The 24,954-nt window shown below is 60.8% G+C and carries 27 protein-coding genes; 12 read left to right on the top strand and 15 right to left on the bottom strand.

Features of this window, described 5'->3' with window-relative positions; all coding sequences use genetic code 11:
- Positions 1-6: 6 nt before the first annotated feature.
- A complete protein-coding gene (locus HX805_RS25900; protein ID WP_087695013.1) occupies positions 7-729 on the top strand; it encodes a CPBP family intramembrane glutamic endopeptidase in 723 nt (240 codons plus the stop codon).
- A 6-nt stretch (positions 730-735) separates the two neighbouring features.
- Here HX805_RS25900 and HX805_RS25895 read toward each other — a convergent pair whose 3' ends face one another.
- On the bottom strand, positions 736-1,101 hold the full coding sequence (locus HX805_RS25895) for a hypothetical protein (protein ID WP_003215095.1): 366 nt from the start codon (positions 1,099-1,101) through the stop codon (positions 736-738).
- Positions 1,102-1,389: 288 nt separating this feature from the next.
- On the opposite strand from HX805_RS25895, the gene HX805_RS25890 reads away from it, so the two are divergent.
- Positions 1,390-1,806 carry a hypothetical protein gene (locus HX805_RS25890; RefSeq protein ID WP_003215097.1) on the top strand — a complete coding sequence of 139 codons (417 nt, stop codon included), beginning with the start codon at positions 1,390-1,392 and terminating at the stop codon, positions 1,804-1,806.
- Between the two features lie 18 nt (positions 1,807-1,824).
- Here HX805_RS25890 and HX805_RS25885 read toward each other — a convergent pair whose 3' ends face one another.
- Complete coding sequence (locus tag HX805_RS25885; protein WP_174717786.1) at positions 1,825-2,634, bottom strand: helix-turn-helix domain-containing protein; 810 nt, start codon at positions 2,632-2,634, stop codon at positions 1,825-1,827.
- Between the two features lie 116 nt (positions 2,635-2,750).
- On the opposite strand from HX805_RS25885, the gene HX805_RS25880 reads away from it, so the two are divergent.
- A complete protein-coding gene (locus HX805_RS25880; RefSeq protein WP_003215101.1) occupies positions 2,751-3,068 on the top strand; it encodes a DUF2834 domain-containing protein in 318 nt (105 codons plus the stop codon).
- Entirely contained in the window at positions 3,068-3,490 is a 423-nt protein-coding gene (locus HX805_RS25875) for an MAPEG family protein (RefSeq protein WP_177117423.1), read from the top strand. The genes HX805_RS25880 and HX805_RS25875 overlap by 1 nt, the downstream gene beginning before the upstream one ends.
- Here HX805_RS25875 and HX805_RS25870 read toward each other — a convergent pair.
- The 3 genes from HX805_RS25870 to HX805_RS25860 are packed head-to-tail and all read right to left on the bottom strand — an operon-like array spanning position 3,480 to position 6,439.
- Positions 3,480-4,403 (bottom strand): substrate-binding domain-containing protein, encoded by a 924-nt coding sequence (locus HX805_RS25870; RefSeq protein WP_177117422.1) that lies wholly within the window; start codon positions 4,401-4,403, stop codon positions 3,480-3,482. The two genes, HX805_RS25875 and HX805_RS25870, sit on opposite strands and share 11 nt — an antisense overlap.
- Before the next feature lie 48 nt (positions 4,404-4,451).
- Positions 4,452-5,594: a phytanoyl-CoA dioxygenase family protein gene (locus HX805_RS25865; protein WP_177117421.1), complete on the bottom strand. Its 1,143-nt coding sequence runs from the start codon at positions 5,592-5,594 to the stop codon at positions 4,452-4,454.
- Entirely contained in the window at positions 5,594-6,439 is an 846-nt protein-coding gene (locus HX805_RS25860) for an SDR family oxidoreductase (RefSeq protein ID WP_003215109.1), read from the bottom strand. The genes HX805_RS25865 and HX805_RS25860 overlap by 1 nt, the downstream gene beginning before the upstream one ends.
- A gap of 123 nt (positions 6,440-6,562) precedes the next feature.
- Between HX805_RS25860 and HX805_RS25855 the strand changes: the two genes are divergently transcribed.
- Both HX805_RS25855 and iolG read left to right on the top strand, forming a co-directional pair.
- Positions 6,563-7,588, top strand: coding sequence for a LacI family DNA-binding transcriptional regulator (locus HX805_RS25855; RefSeq protein ID WP_003215111.1), 1,026 nt, complete (start codon positions 6,563-6,565; stop codon positions 7,586-7,588).
- A gap of 36 nt (positions 7,589-7,624) precedes the next feature.
- Positions 7,625-8,629 (top strand): inositol 2-dehydrogenase, encoded by a 1,005-nt coding sequence (gene iolG, locus HX805_RS25850; RefSeq protein ID WP_177117420.1) that lies wholly within the window; start codon positions 7,625-7,627, stop codon positions 8,627-8,629.
- A gap of 42 nt (positions 8,630-8,671) precedes the next feature.
- On the opposite strand, the gene HX805_RS25845 is transcribed toward iolG, so the two are convergent.
- A complete protein-coding gene (locus HX805_RS25845) occupies positions 8,672-9,838 on the bottom strand; it encodes a cystathionine gamma-synthase (protein ID WP_008436288.1) in 1,167 nt (388 codons plus the stop codon).
- Positions 9,835-11,190 (bottom strand): cystathionine beta-synthase, encoded by a 1,356-nt coding sequence (locus HX805_RS25840; RefSeq protein WP_177117419.1) that lies wholly within the window; start codon positions 11,188-11,190, stop codon positions 9,835-9,837. Before HX805_RS25840 ends, HX805_RS25845 begins: the two co-directional genes overlap by 4 nt.
- 265 nt (positions 11,191-11,455) lie before the next feature.
- On the opposite strand from HX805_RS25840, the gene atzF reads away from it, so the two are divergent.
- Together atzF and HX805_RS25830 are read left to right on the top strand one after the other, a co-directional pair.
- Positions 11,456-13,255 carry an allophanate hydrolase gene (gene atzF, locus HX805_RS25835; RefSeq protein ID WP_177117418.1) on the top strand — a complete coding sequence of 600 codons (1,800 nt, stop codon included), beginning with the start codon at positions 11,456-11,458 and terminating at the stop codon, positions 13,253-13,255.
- A 2-nt stretch (positions 13,256-13,257) separates the two neighbouring features.
- Positions 13,258-13,944 carry a GntR family transcriptional regulator gene (locus HX805_RS25830; RefSeq protein ID WP_177117417.1) on the top strand — a complete coding sequence of 229 codons (687 nt, stop codon included), beginning with the start codon at positions 13,258-13,260 and terminating at the stop codon, positions 13,942-13,944.
- Between the two features lie 148 nt (positions 13,945-14,092).
- Here the strand turns inward: HX805_RS25830 and dapA are convergent, their stop codons facing one another.
- Together dapA and HX805_RS25820 are read right to left on the bottom strand one after the other, a co-directional pair.
- Positions 14,093-14,956, bottom strand: coding sequence for a 4-hydroxy-tetrahydrodipicolinate synthase (gene dapA, locus HX805_RS25825; protein WP_177117416.1), 864 nt, complete (start codon positions 14,954-14,956; stop codon positions 14,093-14,095).
- Positions 14,957-15,248: 292 nt separating this feature from the next.
- Positions 15,249-16,217, bottom strand: coding sequence for an alpha/beta hydrolase (locus HX805_RS25820; RefSeq protein ID WP_177080893.1), 969 nt, complete (start codon positions 16,215-16,217; stop codon positions 15,249-15,251).
- 96 nt (positions 16,218-16,313) lie between these two features.
- Between HX805_RS25820 and HX805_RS25815 the strand changes: the two genes are divergently transcribed.
- Positions 16,314-16,793, top strand: coding sequence for a VOC family protein (locus tag HX805_RS25815; protein ID WP_087695027.1), 480 nt, complete (start codon positions 16,314-16,316; stop codon positions 16,791-16,793).
- Positions 16,794-16,806: 13 nt separating this feature from the next.
- Here the strand turns inward: HX805_RS25815 and HX805_RS25810 are convergent, their stop codons facing one another.
- Together HX805_RS25810 and HX805_RS25805 are read right to left on the bottom strand one after the other, a co-directional pair.
- Positions 16,807-17,970 carry a GGDEF domain-containing protein gene (locus tag HX805_RS25810; protein WP_008436297.1) on the bottom strand — a complete coding sequence of 388 codons (1,164 nt, stop codon included), beginning with the start codon at positions 17,968-17,970 and terminating at the stop codon, positions 16,807-16,809.
- 70 nt (positions 17,971-18,040) lie between these two features.
- Entirely contained in the window at positions 18,041-18,661 is a 621-nt protein-coding gene (locus HX805_RS25805) for a LysE family translocator (protein WP_177117415.1), read from the bottom strand.
- A gap of 240 nt (positions 18,662-18,901) precedes the next feature.
- On the opposite strand from HX805_RS25805, the gene HX805_RS25800 reads away from it, so the two are divergent.
- Positions 18,902-19,468: a hypothetical protein gene (locus HX805_RS25800; RefSeq protein ID WP_003215135.1), complete on the top strand. Its 567-nt coding sequence runs from the start codon at positions 18,902-18,904 to the stop codon at positions 19,466-19,468.
- Between the two features lie 175 nt (positions 19,469-19,643).
- Here HX805_RS25800 and HX805_RS25795 read toward each other — a convergent pair whose 3' ends face one another.
- Positions 19,644-20,789: a serine hydrolase domain-containing protein gene (locus HX805_RS25795; protein WP_177117414.1), complete on the bottom strand. Its 1,146-nt coding sequence runs from the start codon at positions 20,787-20,789 to the stop codon at positions 19,644-19,646.
- A gap of 71 nt (positions 20,790-20,860) precedes the next feature.
- On the bottom strand, positions 20,861-21,928 hold the full coding sequence (locus HX805_RS25790; RefSeq protein WP_177117413.1) for a fatty acid desaturase: 1,068 nt from the start codon (positions 21,926-21,928) through the stop codon (positions 20,861-20,863).
- Between the two features lie 315 nt (positions 21,929-22,243).
- Between HX805_RS25790 and HX805_RS25785 the strand changes: the two genes are divergently transcribed.
- The gene (locus tag HX805_RS25785) at positions 22,244-22,807 is read left to right on the top strand and encodes a recombinase family protein (protein WP_102369205.1); all 564 of its coding nucleotides are present in this window, start codon (positions 22,244-22,246) and stop codon (positions 22,805-22,807) included.
- A 159-nt stretch (positions 22,808-22,966) separates the two neighbouring features.
- Here HX805_RS25785 and HX805_RS25780 read toward each other — a convergent pair whose 3' ends face one another.
- On the bottom strand, positions 22,967-23,503 hold the full coding sequence (locus tag HX805_RS25780) for an ATPase AAA (protein ID WP_003215142.1): 537 nt from the start codon (positions 23,501-23,503) through the stop codon (positions 22,967-22,969).
- Between the two features lie 121 nt (positions 23,504-23,624).
- Here HX805_RS25780 and HX805_RS25775 point away from each other — a divergent pair, with 121 nt between their 5' ends.
- The gene (locus HX805_RS25775; RefSeq protein WP_008436319.1) at positions 23,625-23,993 is read left to right on the top strand and encodes a hypothetical protein; all 369 of its coding nucleotides are present in this window, start codon (positions 23,625-23,627) and stop codon (positions 23,991-23,993) included.
- Between the two features lie 16 nt (positions 23,994-24,009).
- On the opposite strand, the gene HX805_RS25770 is transcribed toward HX805_RS25775, so the two are convergent.
- On the bottom strand, positions 24,010-24,891 hold the full coding sequence (locus HX805_RS25770; RefSeq protein ID WP_003215146.1) for a LysR family transcriptional regulator: 882 nt from the start codon (positions 24,889-24,891) through the stop codon (positions 24,010-24,012).
- Between the last annotated feature and the right edge of the window lie 63 nt (positions 24,892-24,954).

Genomic DNA, 24,954 nt, shown 5'->3' with positions numbered 1-24,954 from the left:
AACCGGGTGATCGCCGAGGCGTTTGCGGTACTGGTCCACTATGGAATCTACCTGCTCCCGGGACTGATCCTGTTTGGCCTGTGGTTCGGTCTCACGCCGAAAACATTGCCGGGCTTGCGCATCGTTATCCTGCTGCTGGCCTTTGTGCTGATGCGCGATGCGATGACGCCACTGGGCATGTGGTCGCTGAGCCGCGAGGTGCAGATCGAGTTCACGGCCAACCCGTGGGTGCTGGCCGCGCTGGGCGGGTTATCCCTTGGGCTGATTGCACTGCTCGCGCGCCTGGCACCGGAGTTGTGGCAACTGACGGTGCTGTTCAAGGGAAATCGTTGGGCGGGCCTGGCGCTGGGCCTCGGGGCCGGGTGTCTGATCGGCCTGCCATTGCGGCTGTATCAAGGCATTGAGCCGGTTTACTGGGCCTGGCTGATGGGCATGCTGGTGCTTGCCTACTGCGCCAATGCGCTGGAAGAGGTGCTGTTTCGCGGCTTCCTGCAGGGCTATCTCGAACAGCACGTTACGCCGCTGCGTGCGGCGTTGCTCAGCGGGTTGGCGTTCGCCGCGTGCCATTCATTTCTGGCGTTGAGCGTGACGCAACTGGGCTGGCCAGTGTTGGCCTTTACCCTGATTGAAGGCGTGGCCTGCGGGCTGGTGCGGATGCGCTACGGTGTGGTGGCGGCGACGGCCACCCATGGCACGGCGATCTTGCTGATTGCCGTGCCGATGGTGTGAACCGTCTCAGGCCTGTACATCAACGCCGATGTGGGCCTGGAGCCAGTCTTTGTAGACCGCGATGTTATCGGTCGACTGGTCGCCATTTTTCGCGGTGACAGTCTTGCCGTCCAGGCGCCCGATATCGAGCAGGTACTGAAGACCGTTGGCCACATGGGTGGCGTCGCTTTTGCTGAGTGACTGAACATCGGGCAGTTCGACGGCGTTGCCTTTATCGTCGAAGGTCGCCCATGAAGGGTTGGCCCTGGCGGTGGCAACGGTTTGCGCGGTCGAGCGCACTTGCTCCTGATAGCTGGCTTCCAGCTTGGTCTTGATCTCGGGCGTGGCGTTGGTGACTTCAATCCTCCCGGCCCGCAGGGTGCCGTTTTCCATGGATTGTGTAAAAGTCTTCTGTCCCAGCGCTAACAGACTTGTCGTGCTTCCTATCATGGTGCCGCTCCCTTATTGGTAGCAGCAACAGAGCAAAACCCGGGCCATGTGCTGCATGCCTTGTGCGGCGCGGGCTGGGTGGTATTGCCGGGGCAGGGCGCAGGCCAGGAGTTGCCGGGGCTGGCAAAGGGTTGCCACGTCGGCTCGCGCGAGCGCATTTCAGAACGCTGGAAACTAAGTTCAGAATTTCCAGTCTGTAATAGCGTATCGCCACCTCTGCAAGGAATTAACATGAAGCTTAAGGTCGTTTTGCTGGGCACGGTTTTGTTGGCTGCGCCGCTTTACCAAGCGGTTGCCGAGACGTGCAGGGCGAACAGTTATGGTGGGTCCGATTGCGAATACGACAATGGCACCTCTTCCAAGAGTCGCGCCAATAGCTACGGTGGGCAAGACACCCAATACAGCGATGGTACTTCCTCCAAGAGCCGCTCCAATAGTTATGGCGGGCAGGATATCCAATACGGCGACGGCACCTCGGCCAAGACCCGTTCCAACAGCTATGGTGGGCAAGACACTCAATACAGCGACGGCACCTCAGCCAAGAGCCGCTCCAATAGCTACGGCGGGCAAGACACCCAATACAGCAACGGCTCCTCCTCCAAGAGCCGCGCCAATAGCTATGGCGGGCAAAATACGACAAATAACTAATGGCCCCGCCGCGGCTTTCTACCTCACCAATGACCGCTCATACGCCGCGGTCATCACCTGCCACGTCTGCGCATCCGCCGGAATCAAATGCTCGATGCGCAACGACGTTACCGTGATGTCCTGAGGCATGCCGAAGGTGGTGAAGGTCGACATGAAGTTCAGCTCACCTTCACGGGAGTTGACGCGTGTCAGCACCAGTGGCGGCGGTTCATTGACCAAGGCTTCGGTACTTTGCGGGGCCGGCAGGCTGTCCAGAAGCCTGGCAAGTTCGGAGTTGCCCAACGCCTCGCGCGTCGCCCGTTGCCAGGCGATGGTGCGGATTTCGTCAGCGTTGATCAAATGATCACCCAGGCCGCCAGGCTGTAGCAGGGTGACCAGCAAATTCAGCCCATCAGCCGCCTCCGGTTTGATCCCCACCAGCTCGAACAGCACCTGGGTACTGGCGTTGGCGGCGAGCACTTCCCAGTGGCTGCCCAGCACGATCGCCGGTGCAGGATTGTTCGCGTGCAGCACATGGCTGATTGCCTCGCGAATAGCCTCCATGGAGGGCGAGGAGAGCGGGGTTGCCTCATAGCGCGGGGCGAAGCCGGCAGCGAGGAACACGCTGTTGCATTGCTCCAGCGGAACCTCCAGCGCCATCAGCAAATTATGCAAGGTGCCCGGGCTCGGCTTGGCGCGCCCGGTCTCGATGCAGCTCAGGTGGCGTTGGGAAACCCCGGTGATCAGCGCCAGTTCCAGCTGGCTCAATCTGGCGTGCCGACGCAGCACGCGCAGTTGCGTGCCGGCGGTAGTGTCGGGGTTGGCGCGGGGGAAAGGTTGGCTGCTCATGGGTTGACTCTGGCCGTGCGGGTCGGTGGTGTCGATGACCTTCGAGGTCATTGAGAGGGGAACGACGTTATCACTAATGTGCAGCTTCCCGAACCGTTGTCTCCAAGGAGGAGAACATGCGCAGACCCTGGATTGCCCTGGCCGGGCTGTTGGCTTTTGCCCTGTACACATTGATCACGATGCTGATCGCCGAACAATCGCTCATGGCGTTCGGACGTGAATTGATATCGAGGCCGGATACTGCCCAGGTGGTGATTGACTTGTATCTGATGGCGGCCTTGGCGGGCGTATGGATGTACCGGGATGCGCGGGCCAGGGGCAAATCCCTGGCGTCGGTGTTGCCCTATTTACTGGTAACGGCGGTTTTCGTATCCATCGGTCCGCTGCTGTATATCGTGGTCAACGGGTTCCGCGAACCTTCAGGGGGCCGGTGATGGAGGTTTATGCGTTGTGCGTACTGGTGCTGTTCATGAAGATGCTGGCGATCTCCTGTTACCAGGGTTTCTTTCGACTCAGATTCCGTGCATTCACTAACCACGAGGATGCAGCTTTCTTCCATCGCGATGCGAATCCCCAGGAGTTACCGCAAGTCTCCCGGGCCGAAAAGGCTTGGGCCAATGATCTGGAAAATATTCCGTTGTTCTTCATTTTGGGTGGCCTGTGCCTGGCGATGGAAACGCCAGGCACCGCTACCGCGGGGTTGTTCTGTCTGTTCACCGCTGCCCGTGTGATGCATACGGTGATGTATCTGAGCGGCCGCCAGCCCTGGCGCACCCTCGCTTATGGATTGGGAGTGCTCTGTTTGTCGGGGCTGGCCGGTCTGCTTGGCGCTGGGCTGATAACAATCAAGGGGTGAGAAAGGCCTGATAGTTGTCCTTGGTGATCTGTTGATAGGGAATGGTCAGCTCCGCCGTGTAGGGCTGCTTCCTGATCATCTTCAGCGCCAGGTCAATCGAGCCGACGGCCTGGCCCTTGTTGTCCTGATAGGCCGTGACTACCAATAGATCTTTCTTGATCGCATCCAGGCCGGCGGGGCCGCCGTCGCTGCCGCCCACCAGGATGTCCTTGCCAGGGTGCATACCGGCCTGGGTAATCGCCATCGCGGCACCGATAGCCATTTCATCGGCATTGGCCGCCACGGCGTCGATTTTCTTGCCCGAGACGATCCAGTTGTTCATCAGGTCCATGGCCTTGCTGCGCTGCCAGTCGGCGCTTTGTTCTTCGACGATATGGATGTTGGGGTAATCCTTCAGTACGTTTTTCACGCCCTGTGTGCGGTTGTGGGTGGCGTTGTTAGAGAGCAAGCCGAGCATGATTGCGAGGTTGCCCTTGCCGTTCATTTTTTCCGCGAGATAGCGCATCTGAATCTCGCCCGCTTTGATCTCGTCCGAGCCGACATAACCCACCCCGGCCGGTAAGCCGGCGATGTCCGGGCGACGGTTGACGTACACCAGCGGGATACCCGCCTGCTGGGCATTCACAGTCATTTTCTGGGTGGCGGCGGTGTCGACCGCGTTGACGATAATCGCGTCCATGCCTTGGGCAGAAAAACTCTGCACCTGGTTCAGTTGGCGCACCACATCGCCTTGGGCGTCTTCGAATTGCAGGGTCACGTCGGTGAGGTCCCTGGCGTGGGTCGCCATGTAGTCACGCATCTGGGCGAGGAACACGTCGTCCACCTGGGCGATGCTGACGCCGATGCGTGTCTCGGCGAGGGCTAGCGGGGTAACGATGAGGGTCAGGAGCAAGGTCAGCAGCTGTTTTTTCATGGTGTCAGTCCGTTTTTTTGTTGTTTTGAAAGACGTTGAAAACATTCCTCAGCCTTGGCGTTTGGCGTGTAGTTGCGCAACGCGTTCGGCAAAGGTCTCGCAGGGCCAGCGTTCGTTCAGTGCCTGCAACATCAGTTGCTGCCCGGTTTGCGGAGCCAGGCCCTGTAAGGGTGGGTCGGTATCCAGGTTGGTGGGAAAGGAATAGCCATCGGCGGTGCAGGCGATCACCGCGTGCAGCGCCTCGCCATCCATGACGTTGTCCGCCAGGCGCTCCAACAGGCAGGGGTACAGCGCCAGCATCATCCGGTCGCGGTCCACAGCCTCCATCGTTTTGCCGAACGCCGAGGAGATTTGCAGCAGGTTGGCCATGCGCCGGCGGTCCGGTGTGCGATTGGTGCCAGCGGCGTGAAACAGGGCCGGGTTGAAGAACAGCAGGTCACCTTTGTTCAGCGGCAATTGCACGGCATGCTGCTGGAAGTACTCGATGAATTCAGTGCGCCTCCAGGCCAGGTAGCCCAGTGGGTATTGCTGGGAAAACGGCAGCAGTTGGGTCGGGCCGGTTTCCAGGGGCATGTCGCTGTGGGCCACGGCCCCTTGCAGCGTGAGGTATTGGGACAGCGTGTGCAGGGGCAACGGAAAGCGCTCCACCACGTCGATGGTCTGGAACCCGAGGTGATAATCACGGTGCGGTTGCTGGGCTTGGCCACCGGGGTGCACCACGTTGACCTGGGCCGTGACTTGGTAGCCCGGGCCGAGCCAGGCTTGTGCGATCAACCCCAGCAGTGGGTTGGCGTAATATTCGACAAAGGATGCCGGCGACTGCAGTGCGGCCTTCTGTAATGAGTTCCAGATACGTCCGTTACTGCCGGCCTTGGCGAAGTGGTCGGCGGCCACACCTTGCGCAGCCTCTTGGGCAAAGATCGCTTCGAATACCTGGCTGTGACGGTCGACCACGTCCAGGTCGGCGTAGCCCTGGCGCACCACCATCACTCCCGGCCCCTGGCTGAACAGGCGATGCAGTTCGTCCAGCACGGCGTGACGATCGCCGTTGCGCAGTGCCTGGGCCTGATAGATCGGGATGTTGCTGCACACTTCGGCGCAGTGCGGGTAGTCCTCGGCAGCAGCCTGCTGGGCACAGATCGAGTGAAAATCTTCCAGTTGCACCGCATCGGCGCTGACAAAGGCAGGCATCACGCACCCTCCACCAGGCTCAAGGCCTGATCGGGGCGTGGGGTGCCGCCGTCGCCACAGCCGATGACGCCTTGCTCCAGGTCGATCACCGTGCCGGTCATCATTCCCGACTCGCGTGACAATAGAAATGCCACGCTCCGGGCCACCTCTTCAGGTTTGAGCAGGCGGCCGAAGGGCTGTGCGGCTTCGGCGGCTTCCAACCAGGCATCCCCGGCACCGTGGTAGTGCCGCTGGATTTCATCCTCGTGCGGTGTGTCCATCCAGCCGATGTTCAAGCCGTTGACCCGAATCCGGTTGCGCAGGGCGCTGAACGCCACGTTTTTGGTCAGAATCGCGAGAGCGCCCTTGGACGCCGCGTAGGCACTCAAGAACGATTGCCCGCCGTGGCCGGTGACACTCTGGATATTGACCACTGCACCTTCAACCCTCTGGCTGATCATCAGCTTCAAGGCTTCCTGCATCAGGAAAAACGGCGCCCTCACATTGACCGCAAACAGTCGGTCAAACAGTTCAGGGGAGGTGTCGAGAATGGTGCCGCGATCCGACATCCCGGCGCAGTTGATCAGCCCGTGGAGGGTGCCGAAGTGGGCACGGGCCGCCTCGATCACGGCGCGGCAGTCGCCAATCTGTTCCAGGTCCGCCTGGACAAACACCGCGCGGCAATCGAGCGCTGCCAACTGCCGTACTTGCTCCTGGCCCTGGTCCGGACGGCGTCCGCAGATGATCAGGCCGGCAGCACCGCGCCGCGCCAGGGTATGGGCGACGGCAGCCCCCAATCCCTGGGTGCTGCCGGTGACGACAAAGTATTGGCCTTTGAAGGTATGGCTGAGGTCGGTTGAAGGCATCGGGGTCTCCTGGGTTTTTGTTGTTTTGAAGGCCGGGCTCGACGCCGGGCAAAACTGAGACTAGCATTGCGGTCACCTCAACGAGTCTCAAAAAAACCTCAAAAAGACCTCAGGTTCAACAGCATGCTCGAACGCGCTAAACACTTTTCCATCAAGCAACTGGCCACCCAGGCGGGCGTCAGCAAGGCGACAGTCGATCGCGTCTTGCATGAGCGCGGCAGCGTGCACGCCCAAACCCGGCGGCGTATCGAACAGGCTCTGGATGAGCTGGAATCCCAGGAAAAAAATGGCCTGGCAGTAGGCCGTACCTTTCATGTCGATGTGATCATGCACACGCCCAAGCGCTTCAGTGCGGCGGTGCAGGCCGCCATCACCGCCCAACTGGGCAGCCTGGCACCGTTTCGTATCGCCCCGCGGTTTCATGTGTTCGAAGAGATCGAGCCTCAGGCGATGCACGACCAATTGCTGCGCTGCCTCGAGACCGGCAGCCAGGGTGTGGTGCTCAAGGCCGCGGACGAGCCGGCGGTGAATCTGGCGGTCAAGCACCTGGCGGCCGCAGGTATTCCGGTGGTGACCCTGGTCACCGATCTGCCCCACAGCGAGCGCATCGGCTACGTAGGCATGGATAACCGCACCGCTGGACAAACCGCCGCGTACCTTCTGTCCCGCTGGCTGTCACCCCAACCCCAGGAAGTGGCGGTGGTGATTGGCAGTGAATTGTTCCGGGGCGAGGAAGAACGCGAAATGGGTTTTCGCATGTGGCTGCGCGGCCGTGCGACGCACCTGCGGGTACTGGATATCAGCGGTGGGTACGGCGTGTATGACCGAACATTTGCCCGGGTCACCGATGCGTTGAAGCAGCATCCCGAACTGAAGGCGGTGTACAGCGTCGGCGGTGGCAACCGCGCAATTGTCGACGCCTTCGCGGCTCTGGATCGCCCGTTGGACGTGTTTATTGCTCACGACCTCGACGAAGAGAATCGCCAGCTGTTGGCTGAAGAAAAAGTCGCCGCGATTATCGATCACAACCTGCAGATCGATGCGCGCCATGTGTTCCTGCACATCCTGCAATTTCATCGGCTGTGGAAGGCTGGGCCGATTGCGCCGTCACAGGTACAGATCGTCACACCGTTCAACCTGCCGGACTGAATCTCCAAACCCAATAACAATCCCAGGAGTTCGACCATGCTACGTATCGCTGTCCTTGGTGCAGGGCGCATCGCCAACATTCACGCGGCCAATGTCGCGGCCCATCCTGATGCCACTCTGGTGGTGGTCGCCGACCCCTGGCGGGAGGGCGTCGATGGCTTGGCTGCGCAGCTGGGTTGCGAGGCGGCCTATGACTGCGCAGCAGTGCTAAGTCGGGACGATATCGACGCGGTGGTGATTGGCACACCCACCGACACTCATATCGATTTGCTGCTGGCGGCCGTGTCCCAGGGCAAGGCCGTGCTGTGCGAGAAGCCCATTGACCTGAATTTCGCCAAGGCGCGGGCGGCGGCGCAAGCTGTGGAGCGCGAGGGCGGCAAAGTAATGCTGGGCTTCAACCGCCGCTTCGATCCCGACACGCTGCGCCTGCGCCAGGCCATCGACGCGGGGCAAATTGGTGCTGTGCGGCAGGTGATCATCACCAGCCGTGACCCGGGGTTGGCGCCACGGGATTACCTGGCACATTCCGGCGGCATCCTGCGGGACATGACCATTCATGACTTCGACATGGCGCGGCACCTGCTGGGTGAAGAGCCCATCGAAGTCAGCGCGATAGCCAGCCGGCTGGTAGACCCGAGCCTGGCGCAGATTGACGACTTCGACAGCGTGATGGTGCTACTGCGCACCGCATCCGGGAAACAGTGCCATATCAACTGCTGTCGGGAGGCGGTCTACGGGTATGACCAGCGACTTGAGGTGTCCGGGGCCAATGGGGTGTTGCTCACGGATAACCATCGACCCAGCACCTTGCGCCATTGGAACCACGAGCACACCGAGGCGTTGGAGCCGTTGCAGCATTTCTTCCTGGAGCGTTATGCGGATGCCTACCGCAATGAGTTGGGGCAGTTTATCCAGGCACTGAGCGCGGGGCGCGCGCTGCCCACCAACATGCGCGATGGGCTGTATGCGTTGCACTTGGCGGACTGTGCGCTGGAGTCCATCAAGACCGGGCGAATGGTTGAGGTCAATTACGCTCTTTAAGGTGTTGCCGGAGCGGGCATGCTCGCTCCGGCAGATTGCGCGTTAGATTTTTGCCAACGCCTGCGCCAGATCCGCCCGCAGGTCTTCCACATCCTCAACCCCCACCGACAACCGCACCAACCCATCACCAATCCCAAGCTGCGCCCGGGTCGCTGCCGGGATGCTCGCATGGGTCATGATCGCCGGGTGCTCGATCAGACTTTCAACGCCCCCCAGGCTTTCAGCCAACGCAAAGATCTTCACGTTTTCCAGGAAGCGTGTCGCTCCTGCCAGGTCGCTTTTCAGGTCCACCGAAATCATCCCGCCAAACCCGCGCATCTGCCGGCGTGCCAGCTCATGCTGCGGGTGTGATGCCAGGCCTGGGTAATAAACCCGCGCCACTTGCGGCTGTTGCTCCAGCCACGTCGCCAGTTCCAGCGCATTGCTGCAATGGCGCTCCATGCGCAGCGCCAGGGTCTTCACCCCGCGCAAGGTCAGGAATGCGTCGAACGGCCCGGCAATCGCGCCCACGGAGTTTTGCAGGAAGCCCAGGCGCTCGGCCAGTTCAGGATTCTGGCCCACCACCGCAATGCCGCCGATTACATCGGAGTGGCCGTTGAGGTACTTGGTGGTGGAGTGCACCACGATGTCGAAACCCAGCTCCAGCGGGCGCTGGATCCAGGGGCTGGCGAAGGTGTTGTCGGCCACGCAGATGATGCCCCGGGCCTTGCAGATGCGGGAGATGGCACTGAGATCGGTCAGGCTCAGCAGCGGGTTGCTCGGGGTTTCGACCCAGACCATCCGCGTGTCGTCCTGCAGCGCGGCTTCGAAGGCCGACAGGTCGGTCAGGTCGACGAAGCTGAAGCGATGGCCGGCGCTGCGCTGGCGCACTTTGTCGAACAGGCGGAAGGTGCCGCCGTACAAGTCATTGCCGGAAACCACGTGGGAACCGGCGTCGAGCAGTTCCAGCACGGTGGAAATCGCCGCCAGCCCGGAGGCGAAGGCGAACGCCTGGGTGCCGCCTTCCAGGTCGGCCACGCAGCGCTCCAGGGCGAAGCGCGTCGGGTTGTGGGAGCGCCCGTAGTCGAAGCCCTTGTGAACGCCGGGGCTGTCTTGCAGGTAGGTGGAGTTGGCGTAGATCGGCGGCATCAGCGCCCCGGTGGTCGGGTCCGGGGATTGCCCGGCATGGATCACGCGGGTGGCGAAGGCGCTTTTATCGTGCTGGGTCATGCAAGGGATCTCCGTAGGTGATTGAGCAGGTCGACGCGGGTGATCAGGCCGTGAAAGCCCGAGGCGTCGGCAATGATTGCCACCAGCCCGCGATCCAGCTCGGCCTGCAATTGTGCAAGGCTGGCGCTGGGTGCGAGGGTGTGAAGGGCGTTGGTCATGGCGCTGCCCACGGTCATGGAAAAGTGCGCGGCGTTCTGATGCAGGCCGAGCAATACATCCGACTCGTCGAGCACCCCCACCAGTTGCTTGCCGTCCACCAGCACCGGCAGCTGTGAGACGTCGGCCAGGCGCATGCGCTGGAAGGCGGTGAGCAGGCTGTCGTCGGGGCCGACGCTGATCACCCGGCCGTCCTCGAAACGACGGGCGATCAGGTCGCGCAGGTCGCCGTAGTGTTTGTATTGCAGCAGGCCGGCGTCGTTCATCCATTGGTCGTTGTAGACCTTCGACAGGTAGCGCGTGCCGGTGTCGCAGACGAAGGTGACCACGCGCTTGGGCTCGGTCTGTTCGCGGCAATAACGCAGGGCGGCGGCCAGCAGGGTGCCGGTGGAGGAGCCACCGAGAATGCCTTCGGCCCGCAGCAGTTGGCGGGCGTGGTCGAAGCTTTCTTCGTCGCTGATGGAATAGGCGTGGCGCACGCTGGAGAGGTCGGCGATCGAGGGGATGAAGTCTTCGCCGATACCTTCCACGGCCCACGAGCCGGGTTCGGTCATGGTGCCGCTGCGGCTGTACTCGGCCATCACCGAGCCGACCGGGTCGGCCAGCACCATGGCCAGGTCAGGTTGCACGCGCTTGAAGAAGCGTGTCAGGCCGGTGAGGGTGCCGGCCGAGCCAACGCCAACCACGATGGCATCCAGGTCATGTTGGGTCTGGGCCCAGATTTCCGGGGCGGTGCTGGTCTCATGGGCCAGGGGGTTGGCCGGGTTGTTGAACTGGTCGGCGAAGAACGAATCGGGAATGTCCTTGGCCAGTCGCGCCGCCACATCCTGGTAATACTCGGGATGGCCCTTGCCGACATCCGAGCGGGTGATGTGCACCTCGGCGCCCATGGCTTTCAGGTGCAAGACTTTCTCGGTGGNNACCACCCGGTAGCCTTTGGCGCGTCCCACCAGGGCCAGGCCGAGGCCGGTATTGCCGGCGGTGGCTTCGATGATGGTGCCGCCGGGGCGCAGGCGGCCATCCCGCTCGGCGGCGTCGATCATGGCCAGGCCAATGCGGTCCTTGATGGAGCCGCCGGGGTTCTGGGATTCAAGCTTGAGGAACAGCGTGCACGGGCCGGTATCGAAGCGGCTGACCCGCACCAGCGGGGTATTGCCAATCAGTTCGAGCACGGCGGGGCGGGAAGCGGTGGGCATGTCGTCACCTGGCTACGGAAAGGGCGTATGGGATGGACAGCAGCGTTTACAACATGGTTTCGAACATAGGCCGGTATCGGGCCGCTCGCAACCGCGCGGCCGCCAGAATGTCTTTTTTTGGCGCATTGCTGCTTCATGACGGAGCACGGCTGGAGGCGATCCATCGGTGGGTTTTCTGTCAACCTCACGTATTCATTGGCTTGCAGCTGATTGGCCCAGGGATTGCTAAAAGAAATCCAAACTTGGATACAAGATGGAATCCTCAATGCGCAACGAACAACTCGGCTGGACCCTGGGTGAATGGCAAGCTGCCTACCGCACCCAGGCGCTGACTCCCGACATCCTGTTGACCCTGGCGAGCATGTTTCCCGCCGAGGACAACGCCTGGATCAGCCAGGTGCAACCGCAGCAATTGCGTGACCAGTTGGCGCAGTTGGCCGAGCGGCTTGCGGCGGTCGACGGCGATATCGACCAGTTGCCGTTGTATGGCGTGCCGTTTGCCATCAAGGACAACATCGATGCGGCGGGTTGGGAAACCACGGCGGCGTGTCCTGAGTTTGCCTATACCGCCGCGACGGATGCCTCGGTGGTGGCGCGGTTGCGGGCGGCCGGGGCGATCCTGATGGGCAAGACCAACCTCGATCAGTTCGCCACCGGCCTGGTGGGTACACGCTCGCCCTACGGCGCGGTGGGCAACAGTTTTAACCCGGACTATGTCAGCGGCGGTTCCAGCTCGGGTTCGGCCTCGGTGGTTGCCCGCGGGCTGGTGGCGTTTTCCCTGGGCACCGACACCGCCGGTTCCGGGCGGGTGCCGGCGGGCTTCAACAATATCGTCGGGTTGAAGCCGACCAAGGGGCGCTTGTCCAACACCGGACTGGTGCCGGCCTGTCGTACCGTGGACTGTATTTCGGTGTTTGCTCTGACGGTTGAAGATGCCGAGACGGTTGCGGGCCTCGCTGCTGCTTACGACGCCAGCGACGCCTATTCACGCGTCAATCCCAACACTGCTCCCGTAGCGGTCGGCGCCACAATCAAGCTGGCGGTTCCGGCCAGCCTGGAGTTTTTTGGCGACGCGCAGAACCAGGCCGTATTTGAACAGGCGCTGCTCAGGTTCCAGTCCCTCGGCGCCGAAATCACGGCGGTGGATTTCAGCCCGTTTCAGCAACTCGCCGAGCAGCTCTATTACGGCTCCTGGGTTGCGGAGCGCACGGTGGCACTGGAAGGCATGCTCGCCAGCAACGCCGAAGCGATCAACCCGGTGGTACGTGGCATTGTGGAAAACGGCCACACGTACAGCGCCTGCGATGCCTATAAAGCCGAATACCTGCGCGCCGAACTGAGCCGCCGCATCAACGACACCCTGGCCGGTTTCGACGCCTTGCTGGTGCCGACATCGCCGACGATCCGCACCCTGGCGGAAATGGCCGTGGAGCCGGTGCTCTACAACTCGCAGTTTGGCTTCTACACCAACTTCACCAACCTGGCCGACCTCTCGGCACTGGCCGTGCCCGCCGGGCTGCGCAGCGACGGCCTGCCGTGCGGCGTCACCCTTATCGCACCGGCCTGGCACGACGCCGCCCTGGCGCATCTGGGCAAGCGTTGGCAGGCCGGCCTTGATCTTCCGCTGGGCGCTACCCAACGCAATCTGCCGCAACCGGCACCGGCGCGACAGGCGCCCGGCAGCGTGCGGGTGGCGGTGGTTGGGGCGCATCTCACCGGGATGCCGCTGAACTTCCAGCTGACCAGCCGCAACGCCGTGCTGGTGGAGCAAACCCTGACGGCGAGCAACTACCGCCTGCATGCACTGCCGGGCACGGTTCCGCCCAAGCCGGGGCTGGCCAGGGATGACTCGGGCCGCTCGATCATCGTCGAGCTGTGGGACATGCCTGTCGCACGCTTTGGTGAGTTCGTCGCCGAGATTCCCGCGCCGCTGGGCATCGGCAACCTCACCCTGGCGGACGGGCGCAGCGTGAAGGGTTTTATCTGCGAGCCCTGGGCCCTGGCAGGCGCCACCGACATCACCGAATTCGGCGGCTGGCGCGCGTACATGGCGAGCAGGAACTAGGCATGCAGCTCTCAACCACGAGAAAACCCGGCGAACGGCCGGACAGCCTGGCGGAACGGGTCTACCAGCAGTTGAAGGACGACATTTTTGGCTTTCGCCTGCTGCCGGGTGATCGCTTCAGTGAAGGTGACGTGGCCGAGCGCATGCAGGCCAGCCGCACGCCGGTGCGCCAGGCGCTGTATCGGCTGGAGCGGGAAGGGTACCTGGAGGTGTTTTTCAGGAGTGGCTGGCAGGTGCGGCCGTTCGACTTCAACTATTTCGAAGAGCTTTACGACGTAAGAATCGTGCTGGAGTTGGCCGCCGTCAGCCGCTTGTGTGGCATCGCGGAGCAGGGGCTTGAACGGCTTGAAGCGATCTGGCGGGTGGACGAAAGTGCCCGGCTGGATGACGCACAGGTCGTCTGCGCGCTGGATGAGGAGTTCCACTGCGGGTTGGTGCAGGCCACGGGCAACGCTGAAATGGCGCGCATGCATTACGAGATAACCGAGAAAATCCGCATCATTCGGCGGCTGGATTTCACTCAGCAATCACGTATTGCAGCGACCTATGAGGAACATGCAAGCATCCTCGATGCGATCTCGGCACGGCACCGCGATCTGGCGCAGCAACTGCTCAAGACTCACATCGAGGTGAGCAAGCAGGAGGTGCGCAAGATCACGTTGCATCGGTTGGCGGTGGCGAGAGGATAAGCAGCCCGTGCCCTGTGGCGAGGGAGCTTGCTCCCGCCGGGGTGCGAAGCGCCCCCAAAACCGGTCACCCCATTTTACCTGGCGAAAACGCGGTGCCTGAATTGGGGCTGCTGCGCAGCCCAGCGGGAGCAAGCTCCCTCGCCACGGGTCATTGCCGCACGCCTAATACTTGCTGCAACCGATTTGTCACCGTCTCACTCGCCCCCAACATCGGCGCCCGCAACTCACTGCCGATCAAACCCTCCATCGCCAGCGCGGCCTTCACCGGTGCCGGATTGGGCTCCACGAACATTGTGTGAATCAACGGCAGCAGCCCGAAAAACGTCTCGCGAGCCGCCAGCAACCGGTTGTCGCGAACCTGTCGATGCAGCGCCACAAAATCTGCGGTACGCACATGCGCCGACGCGGCAATCGCGCCGGTCGCTCCCAGGCACAGCGCGTTGAATATCTGCACATCCTCGCCACACAACACATCCACATTCCCGCTGGCCAGCAGCGCCAGGGTATTGGCCAGGTTGCCGCCACAATCCTTGATCGCGACGATCTGTTCATGGGCGACGATGTTCAGCAACGTCGCCTGTTCGAAGGCGATACCGGTGCGGTAGGGAATGTCATACAGAATGATCGGCACACTGGACGCATCGGCCACGGTGCGGAAGAACGCCTCAAGGCCCGCCTGGGACGGGCGAATGTAGCTCGGCGGCGGTACCAGCAAACCGGCCACCGCGCGTTGCAGGATTTCACTCTGGAACTGCAGCAGCTCAATCTGGTTATACCCCGCCAGGCCCATTACCACCTGCTGGGGCGGTACCAGTTCCAGTACGGCATCCAGCATCGCCAACTGCTCACGGCGGCTCAGTGCTGCGGCTTCGCCGGTGGTGGTACAGACCATGATCCCGGCCGCGCCTTGTTCCAGCAGATGGCAGACCAGGCGGCGCAAGCCGATGAAGTCGATAACGCCGTTATGAAACGGTGTAACGACGGGAACCCAGATACCTTGAAACGATGACATGCGCTTTCTCCTGATGGTTGACCGATTTCGTCACCGTCAGAAGGGCAGAGGGAAGTAAGCAAGAGGAGGGGGCCTTCGCGCTCAATGTCCTGTCAGCTCATCTGACGGGACAGCGCGCCCCGGTCACATGAGCGACTGTTTCTTCGATTTGAGGGCGTGCGCAACGCAACCTTGCGCCTTGGCAATCAAGCCAATGACGGAAAAGTTGAAGGTCGTTGCAGACATTGAGGACACACCCTGAAGAAGGCGCTTATCTTTATGGATTATTACAGGGTGTGTCAACTCACGGCGATCAGTCGCGGTTCAACCAGTGGCGCACGAAACGCACCTGCTCTGCCGACAGTTCTGCGTCTTCCGGCGCGCCGATGAAACCGCCGTGGGGCATTGCTTCAAAGATGTGCAGTTCCACCGGTACCTCGGCCCGGCGCAGCGCCCGGTGCAGGCGTACGGCGTTGGACAGGAACAGGTCGCGGGTGCCGCTTTGCACGAACGTCGGCGGGAAGCCTGGTGCGAAATCCCCGAACAGCGGCGACAGGTACGGGTGAGACAAATCCGCGCCAGCGGCGTACAGCAGGTTGGTGCTCATCAGCGGGTTGGGCAACACCACGTCGACGGTGCGGTTGACCTGGAAGCTGTCGCCCGATTCGGTCAGGTCCACTTCAGGTGACAGCAATACCAGCGCGGCCGGCAGCGGCAAGCCTTCGTCGCGGGCGCGCAGCACCATGGCAGCGGCGAGGTTGCCTCCGGCCGAGCGTCCGCCGATCACGATCTTGTCCGGGGTGTGGTGCTTCAGCACATGCCGGTAGGTGGCCAGACAGTCATCGAGTGCCGCCGGGTACGGATGGTCAGGCGGCATGCGGTAGTCCACGCCGTAGCAGGTCAGGTTGTGCAGGTCGGCGTGCTTGCCGGCGGCGAGGCGGGCGTTTTCGCCGCCGCCGAACACCAGGGCGCCGCCGTGCAGGTCGATATAGGCGAACTCGGCCCCGTATGCCGGCGTCGCCCGGTACACCGTGGCGTCTTCCACGGTGAATGTCTCAACGTGGTCTGCCGTCTGTCCCGCCTGGGACGCCGCGTACTGTTGGGCAACTGCGGCCTGCATGCGGCGCCAGCCAGCGTGGTCATCGGGTGCGGGCAGGGTGTACAGGCTGTTCAGCGGCACGCCATCGGCGTTCACCATGCGTTGCAGCATCGCCTGGGCCTCGGGGCTGATGGACCGCGGAACCGGGATGATTCGCGGGTCGATCCTTATACCATTACTCATTCTCTGCACCGTTTGGGTTCATGTCAGGACGCGAACGCATTCTTGTCGGTAGCGGTACTACACTGCAAGTCCGAACCTCCACGCTGGAGAACACTCATGCTCAGCAAAAACACGGTGTGCCTTTGGTACGACGGCAGTGCACTGGACGCTGCCAACTTCTACGCCAGGACCTTCCCGGACAGCGCAGTGACCGCGGTCCATCACGCCCCCGGGGATTATCCGGCGGGCAAACAGGGCGATGTGTTGACCGTGGAATTCACCGTCATGGGTATTCCTTGCCTGGGGCTGAACGGAGGCTCCGGCGTGCAGCACAACGAGGCGTTTTCGTTCCAGGTGGCCACCGACGACCAGGCGGAAACCGACCGCTTGTGGCACGCGATTGTCAGCCATGGCGGCCAGGAAAACGTCTGCGGCTGGTGCCAGGATAAATGGGGGGTGAGATGGCAGATTACCCCGCGTGTACTGAGCGCGGCGATCACCCATCCCGACCCGGCAGCGGCCAAGCGGGCGTTTGATGCGATGATGGGGATGACCAGGATTGATATAGCGGGGATTGAGGCGGCGCTCAAAGGTTGATGCACCGATTGAGTCAATCGGCGCCCACCGCAGTCCGGTCCACCAGACGAATACGGTTGCGTCCACCGCGCTTGGATTCATACAGCGCCGCGTCGCCTTGTTCGATCAAGGCCGCGAGGCTGGCGGGGGGCGTGTCGAACAGGCTGGCGCCGATGCTCAATGTCACCGCTTCGGGCGTGGCGAACGCCTGCGAGGCAGCCTGATGAAACTGTTCGCGCAGGGCGCTGCCCAGCGCGACAATGCGCGCGTTCGAGGTGTCATTAAGCAGGATCACGAACTCGTCGCCACCCAACCGCGCCGCCAGCGAATCATCGGGCAACTGCGCGCGAATCATCTCGCTCAGGGCCACCAGCAGCCGGTCGCCCGCGGTATGGCCGTACAGGTCGTTGATCAGCTTGAAATTGTCGATGTCGATCAACAGCAGGGCACCCGGCCGGGCCTGCGACACCTCGCTCAGCAGGCTCGGCGCGCGCATTTCAAGAGCGCGGCGGTTGTACAGCGCGGTCAACGGGTCGCGGGCGGCCAACCGTGCAATCTGTTCCTCACGGCGGTAGCGCTCGGTGCCGGTCATCGACAATGCAATCAGCATGATCGCCATGGCGCCTTCCACCAGCGACACCTGAATGATCTCGCCACGAAACGCCGTCAGGTCGATCAGTGTCCCCGGCACGATCGCCACCAGCGACTTGGCCAGATAGAACAGCCCGTGGGCCAGCAGCACATAGCGCAGTTGCACCGCGCCCACGCTGAGTGATCGGCCATGGGGGCGCAACAGGAAACTGGCCCGCAGGGTCGGCAGGGCAACCAGCAGCGAGTTGGCCAGCAGCATGGCCCTGGACCACGACTGTCCTTCCGGCAACAGCAGCATGGCAAACCAGGCCACGAACATCAGGTACCAGGCGCGAGACAGGCGCACCTGGGTGAAACGCGCAACGCCCAGCAGGAACAGCCAGTGGGCGGTGATCAGCAACCCGTTGGCGAACCAGATGCCGATCAACAGCAGGCCGCTGGCCCGCAACAGCGCCAGGGTGCTGCCCACGCTGATGATGGCGAAACCGGCAGTCCAGTACAGCAGCGACGGTTCGCGAACGTTGCGCCACTCGACCGCCAGGTACAGCGCGGCGGCGCCTGCCAGGGCGATGGTGAGGACCAGTATGGTGATGGGGTCGAGCGCCATGGGCGAACTGGCCTGCCTGAGTTGCGGTGAGACGGCGATTGTAAGCGTTTTCGCCGGTTTTTCGCAGTGCTCAGGCCCTGCGCGCCATCAGCAATACCGTCGCGGCGGCCGACAACAACCCCGCACAGCAGCGGTTGAAAATCCGCTTGCCCCGAGGCTGCGCGAACCAGCGGCGCATATGCAAACCCATATAGGCGTAGGCGCTGATGGCGAACCATTCCAGCGCCAGGAACATCGCTCCCAGCAGGGCAAATTGCGGCGTGATCGGACGTGCCGGGTCGACGAATTGCGGCAGGAAGGCGGTAAAAATCAGGATTGCCTTGGGATTGCCGGCGGCCACCAGGAACTCCTGTCGCGCCAAGGCCCACAAGCCCGCCTTGGGCTCCGTCGACTCAGCCTCCGCGTGCGGATTGGACCGCCACAGTTGATACGCCAGATAAAATAGATACGCCGCCCCCAGGATCTTGATCCCGTAGAACAACAACTCCGAGGTTTGCAGCACCACCGCCAGCCCGGCGGACGCGAGGGCGATCATCCCGGCAAAGGCCAGCAGTCGCCCGACGCCTGCCAGGCACGAAGTGCGGTAGCCGTAGCGGGTGGAGTTGCTCACGGACAGCAGGTTGTTCGGGCCTGGCGCCATGTTCAGGGCGAAGCAGGCCGGGAGGAAGAGGGTGAGGGTGGCGAGGTCCATGGGGGGCTCCGGCGGGCGCTGGCAGGTAAGGCCACGAGGATAAGGGATGTGAGGCGGTTGAACAATTTGCGCTAATGGGTAGAACCGATGGCGCTCTGGCCATGTCTGTGAGTCGTGGGTAAATAGATCGGTCACCATGACGCTCATTCGTTAATATGCCCGGCATGCCAATCGGGTAAAGGAAGTTGGCGTGAAGCACGAAGCGCTTTTCCCGGGAATTAAAAATAGAGTAGGCAGGGAATGGAATATCCTTCATTTGAAAACAAATCAAAGAAAAGAACCTTGTTGTTGGTGGTGTGTCTGTTATTTGGAGCATGGATTGCTTATACGCTCTGGGCCGGTCGCATTGTAATGCGAACGGTTTTAATGCCATCGATTCCCGAGTGGACGACCTATATAGTCATTGGTTGTCTGGTTGGACTCTTTTTTGCTGCAAGGGCCACCTACTATCGTCCGGCTGTAAGAAACCCGAACCGTGTTGGAGAATCTTTTTTTGGTGGTTTTTGCCTGGGTCTGATTTTGTCCTTGCACAGTTATGACGTCGTTACGTACCTGTTGCCCGGCGACATTGTTCAGTATGCGTCACCTTACGAGCTGGTGACTCCGGGGCCCTACGTTGGAAAGTTCAGTCGTTGTGAGGCGGGTCTGCGGATTAAGGATTTAAAGACTGAGCGCTGGGTTGCGCTTTGTACCACTCAGTCGGAATTCAACGATCAAAGAAAGACAGGCATGAATGCAGTGTGGGTGACTGCTCATTCAAACGAGATAGGTTCTTATATCGAGGCGTATGAATTTATTTATAAATAAATCATGTCGTCGTTGTACCAGCCTTCGTTCATAAGCCAATGACTCATTGTTGGCCGGGAGGGGAATGTTTCGGTTTGCCATCAGCCACTTGTGTCTTGCCACAAACTTGCTGCGTTGCATTCGGCAGTATTGCGCCCCCTTGAAAGCCTCAGATGAACAGATCCGCCCCTTGCCTTCAAAGCGCCGCATAGACAAGGGATGAAAGTCGGCGGGGGCGTGGATCAATCATCGAATGGCTGCCCGAAGTCGTGGTGACAAAACCGAAGCTCACTTGTTTTTCGGGATCAGCGAAACTGATCGGGCCACCAAGCCCGATATGGCCAAAGGTGTTCGGGCCCATTGCATGGGAAGCCGTCGGGTCGCGTTGCTGCTCGAGCATGCAACCCAATCCATAACGCATGGGGCGCATCCATACTCGATCCATGCCATGACTGTGCTCACGGCTGAATTCAGTAAGCAGCTCGGGACCGATAAAGTTTCCTGCCATCAATGCACTGTAGAAACCGGCCAGGCCGTGAGCCGAACCGTGTCCACACACGGCGGGTTGCCGGTAGGCCCACCAGCGAGGGTCACTGGTTCGTCTGGGCACCATTCCGGGGTTGGTGAAGGCGAGCGTCGCGATATGCGACGGCTCGTTTTTCACCACGGTTCGCAACGCCTGCGAGTAAGGGTCACCGACTCGTCCCGTGGCACTGTCGAAACGCGCGATACGATGAAAGTGTTCTTCGTTCACGCCGAGGTGCACGTCCAACTCATGGGGATCGAGAATCTCTTCGTGGATAAACACACAGGGATCTCGTCCGTCCACCCGGCGAATCAACTCGCCGAGGATCCAGCCAAACGTGGTGGTGCCGTAGCCCAGGTCCGTTCCCGGTTCCCACCACAGCGGCTCGGCCTCCAGCAGTCGCAGCATATGCTCCCAGTCATACATCATGGGGTTGTGGTCGGGCCCCCGCAGCGCCGGCAGGCCTGCGGTATGGTTCATCACCTGGCGCAGGGTGACCTTTGCTTTCCCGCTCCGGGCGAACTCGGGCCAGTAACGGGCCACGGGTGCATCCAGCTCCAGCTTGCCCGCCTCAACCAACATCAGGACGGCCACCGCGACATAGGGTTTTATTACGCAGAAGGTATTGGCCAGCGTATCGCGGGTCCAGGGTTTCGTGCCCGCCAGGTCTGCCATGCCGGCCCACAGGTCGACAACGATCTCTGCGCCTACCTGCACGCACAGGCCGGCCCCACGTTCCTGCGGATCATCGAACATGTCCTCGAAGGCCTGCTTGACCGCTTCAAACTGCTTCGCACATATCCCTTGCGCTTTCATACCTCAACGTCCTCGTATTTGAAGTGCGGCCCTTGATACTTGCCGAACACGGATAATGGTTGTGGAGGAATTCACCCACGAGACCGAGTTTGGGAGTGCTCCATGGAAAAGCGATTGGCTCGTTTGTAGGTGCCGAAGTCATTGAACCTGACACCGGCCTGGGCCATGACTTTATGAGCATGAGGTGCCGTCATCTGACGCAGATAAAACGGGTCTCTCACCACGAAGTGATGGATGCTGTGAGTGCTGCCAAAGTTAAAACAGAACAACTGGAACGGCCACAGCCACCAAGGGTTCATCACCTGGGTTTGTTGTAATGCGTTACGCGGGGCAACATCGCCGTAATAGTGCATATTTGAACTTATAAAGAACAGGCAGAACTGCCGTATCATATTGGGCGCTATAAGAATAACCACTGCACTATTTACGATATCCATTAGTTCCAGCGTCGTAGCAGCGCTGTGAACCTCCATCCCGGTAATTGACCCAAGCCAGACATACAGGTGGTAGCCGAGGAACACATACCAGCACCCCCAATACAGAAGCCCGAATGGTGTATTGAGCCGAATGATCTTGCCTAACAATTTTACCTTTTGCCGCCATCCCGGGGCAAACACCGCATTTAGAAAACCAAATACAAAGCCGTCCACCAGTTTCAGTAATCGCAGTATTCCCCAAGGACTGCCGCTCGTGGTGATCCAGGCTTCAACATCAGAATCAGTTCCGGACTCCTTATGGTGATGAAAGTGCAGACTGCGTCTTAGCCACGGGCTGGGCATACCCGGGCGTGCCAGCCAGCAGAAGAGCATCATGGCATTATGGGCCAGCGGCTGTTTTCTAAAATAAAGGCGATGAATCAGGTCATGTTCGATTTCATGAATGAACGAAGTCAGCAGCGCATTGACCAGAATACACATCCATGCGGGGATAAAACCCTTTAGATAGAGCCCTCCCGTAATGACCATCCCTATCAGGGAAAACGCCATGACACTCGCGCCCAGAGCATCCTGGTGCTGCAGGATCGGATAACGCTTTCGCAGGTAGTTCCCATGATCGGTAATACTGCGGGTTACCTTATCAATCTTTTCCTGATCGGTAGTTGGGCGATCAATTTCGATGGCGCCTTCCAAGACTTTCATCCATTCATCCTCTGATTGCATCGAGAAATTAACAGCCGCGTCAAGCCGGTCATGTCAATTATTTGAGCTGTAAAACAGTAGATACTCATATGGGTTGCTTGAATTGCACGGGGCATTCAAGGAATACGAAATCGACTTTTTTGCGAAAAGCTTGTTAGAATTCCATGCTTCAAAATGATAAGGGAAGTTCAACTCTTTGCAACTGTGTATTTTGGGTGGGTTCAGTGTTACAAGTGCGGTGTAAGGAATTGATGATTTAGTTACAGTTTGTACAAGTATAAAATGACGCTGTACAAGTATTGCCAAGGAGGCACCATGAGATTGCATCGCATCAAATATGTCCGGCGCGCTCTAAAAGAGCCCGAGGGTGGCGCAGAGAAAATAACAAGCGACGATGTATTTGATGCCGTGTTTTGCGATGAGCCGGCAGAAAATGCCGCGAATCCTGCAGGCCTGGAAAGGCTACTCCGCTACCTGCAGTGCGGGGATACCGTGGTGGTGGACAGCATGGCAGCGCTGACTTCAAGCACGGAGCAGCTGTGCGCCATCATTCGCCGGTTGATTGAAAAGCAGGTCACGCTGGAGTGTTTGAACGAAAACCTGGTTTTCCGGCATGACTGTCTTGAAGTCGTGGAGTCGATCATTGCGGTAATGGAGCTGATTGCAGAGTTCGAGCGCGCTGCGATGAGGGAAAGACAGGCGGCGGGAATTGCCAGTGCAAAGAATCGTGGGACTTATAGAGGTCGCAAGAAAAAGCTGTCTGACAATCAGGTTGTAAACTTGATTGACCGGGCCACTGCAGGAGAAAGTAGATCCAAATTGGCGCGTGATTTTGAAATCAGTCGGCAGACGCTCTATCGGTACCTGAGGTCCAGATAGGGGCTTCTTCAGGTCGCACGAGGGAGCGGCTGCCAACAAGATCCTACAGTTGAAAAAACCTGTCAGGACGGCATGGCCCGAGGGCGGTGGAAGTCTTGCCATCAATGATTTCTTCACTGGCAAGACGACCCACTATCGCGGCCAACGCTCCTGCTCCCTCTATTCAAGGCAGCCTTCAGATGCTGCGGGCAAGCGCTCGAGAAACTCGGCGATCTGTCGGCCACCGCGCAAGTGCACCACGGGCACCGACGGGCCTGCCGCCAACCGCACCGCCTCGATACCTGGCCGGTGGCCGCGATCAAACGTCCACACGTACTTCAGGAATGTCAGGAACTCCCGGTCGAGTTTCTCGGTACAGCCGGCGGGAATATCCGGGCGCGGGCGGTTCAGCGCACTGCGCAGGATCACCCGGGTAAAGCAGGTGAGCCGTGGCGTGTCGAGCCAGATGATCAAATCGGCACGGGGCAGGCGCAGGTCGAACGTGCGCCGCGCATAGTTGCCTTCACACACCCAGCCATCGGCGGCAACGGCGTCGCGCACGCGGGTACGGAACTGCTCGGCGTCGGGCTCGACCCAGCCGGGCGACCAGAACAGGGTGTCCAGGTGCACCACGGGCAGGCCCAGGCGTTGTCCGAGGGCGCGGGCGAGGGTGGATTTTCCGCTGCCCGCATTACCGAGAATCACGATGCGTTGCATGAAGGGACGTCCTGTCGCGGGAAAGCCCACAATTGTGCAGGTTTTACATGACCGACAAAAGCCATATGAGGTAGGTTGGGCGCCCCGGAATGAACCCTCTCGACCAAGGAAGCGCCTGTCAATGCCAAATGCCTTTTGCCAAATCAGCGAACGCCTGGACAACCGCCGGTTTATCGTCGCGGGCAACACCCATGGTGTGTCCGGTACAGGCACCGTGTTTCATTACCACGTCGATGAAAACGCCATATGGGGCACCTACCAGGGCGGCCGGATTCGCATGGGCAATCAAGTCGGGCGCGCCACAGGCCCCGATACCATCGAGTTGCTGTACCAGTGCCTGACCACCGAGGGCGAGATTCTTGCCGGCTGGTCCCGGGGCACGCTAGGCGTGGATGACGCCGGGCGTACCACCCTGGCCTTCGTCTGGGGCTGGTTGTCGGGCGCGACGGGAGGCGGGGAGTCGAGCTACGTCGAACTCGTTGCCGAGTAATCATGCAATTTCGCGCCTACTGGAACCGCTCAACCAGGTAGTCGACAAAACACCGGACCCGCGCCGGCGTGTGGGTACCGCCGAGGAACACGGCATGGATCTCTTCGCCATCGCCTGGATTGAATGCCTCCAGCAGCGGCACCAGCCGACCCGCCTGAATGGCGTCCGCCACGGTCTCGGCGCAGACCCGCGCGATGCCGATGCCCTCGGCCGCCAATTGGCCCTGGGTGTCACCGTTATTGGTTTCGACATGGCCCTTGATCGTCAGTGAATAGTCGTGGCCATCCTTGCGAAACGGCCAGGTGGGCGCCGCACGCTTGAAGTTGAAACCGATGCAGTCGTGATCCAGCAGGTCTTCCGGCACCTGCGGCGTGCCGCGTCGTGCCAGATAGCTCGGCGCAGCAATGATGACCTTGTGGGTGGCGCCCAGCCGGCGGGACGTCAGGCTGCTGTCGGGCAGCGGGCCCAATCGCACTGCGACGTCGGCTTGCCCGGCGGCGATGTCGACCACGGTGTCGGTCAGGTTGATGTCCACCAGGATGTCCGGGTAACGCTGAATGAACTCGCCCAACAACGGGATCACGAAGGTCCTGCCATACAGCAGCGAACTGCTGACCCGCAGGCGCCCGCGGGGTGAACTCTGGTCGGTAATCTGCTGTTCGGTTTCCCGCAGGTCCGTGAGGATCCGCCGGGCGCACGACAGGTAGGCGGCACCCTCCGGGGTCACGGTCAGTGAGCGCGTGGTTCGCAGCAACAGGCGTACGCCCAGCCGGGCCTCCATGCGGTCCAGCACCCGCGCGATGGAGGAGGGCGCAAGGTTCAAGCGACGCGCGGCCGCCGAGAAACTCGCGGTCTCGGCCACGAGGGTAAAGATTTCCAGTTCGTCCGTTATGTCCACGGGAAACTCACTTGTGCGTTTTTCGCAAAGGCCTTGAGCGGCGTAATGGGGTTCACATCGGTT

It is taken from the genome of Pseudomonas sp. G5001, assembly GCF_013385475.1.
Classification (GTDB): domain Bacteria; phylum Pseudomonadota; class Gammaproteobacteria; order Pseudomonadales; family Pseudomonadaceae; genus Aquipseudomonas.
This window is presented reverse-complemented; position numbering and strand designations above follow the sequence as displayed.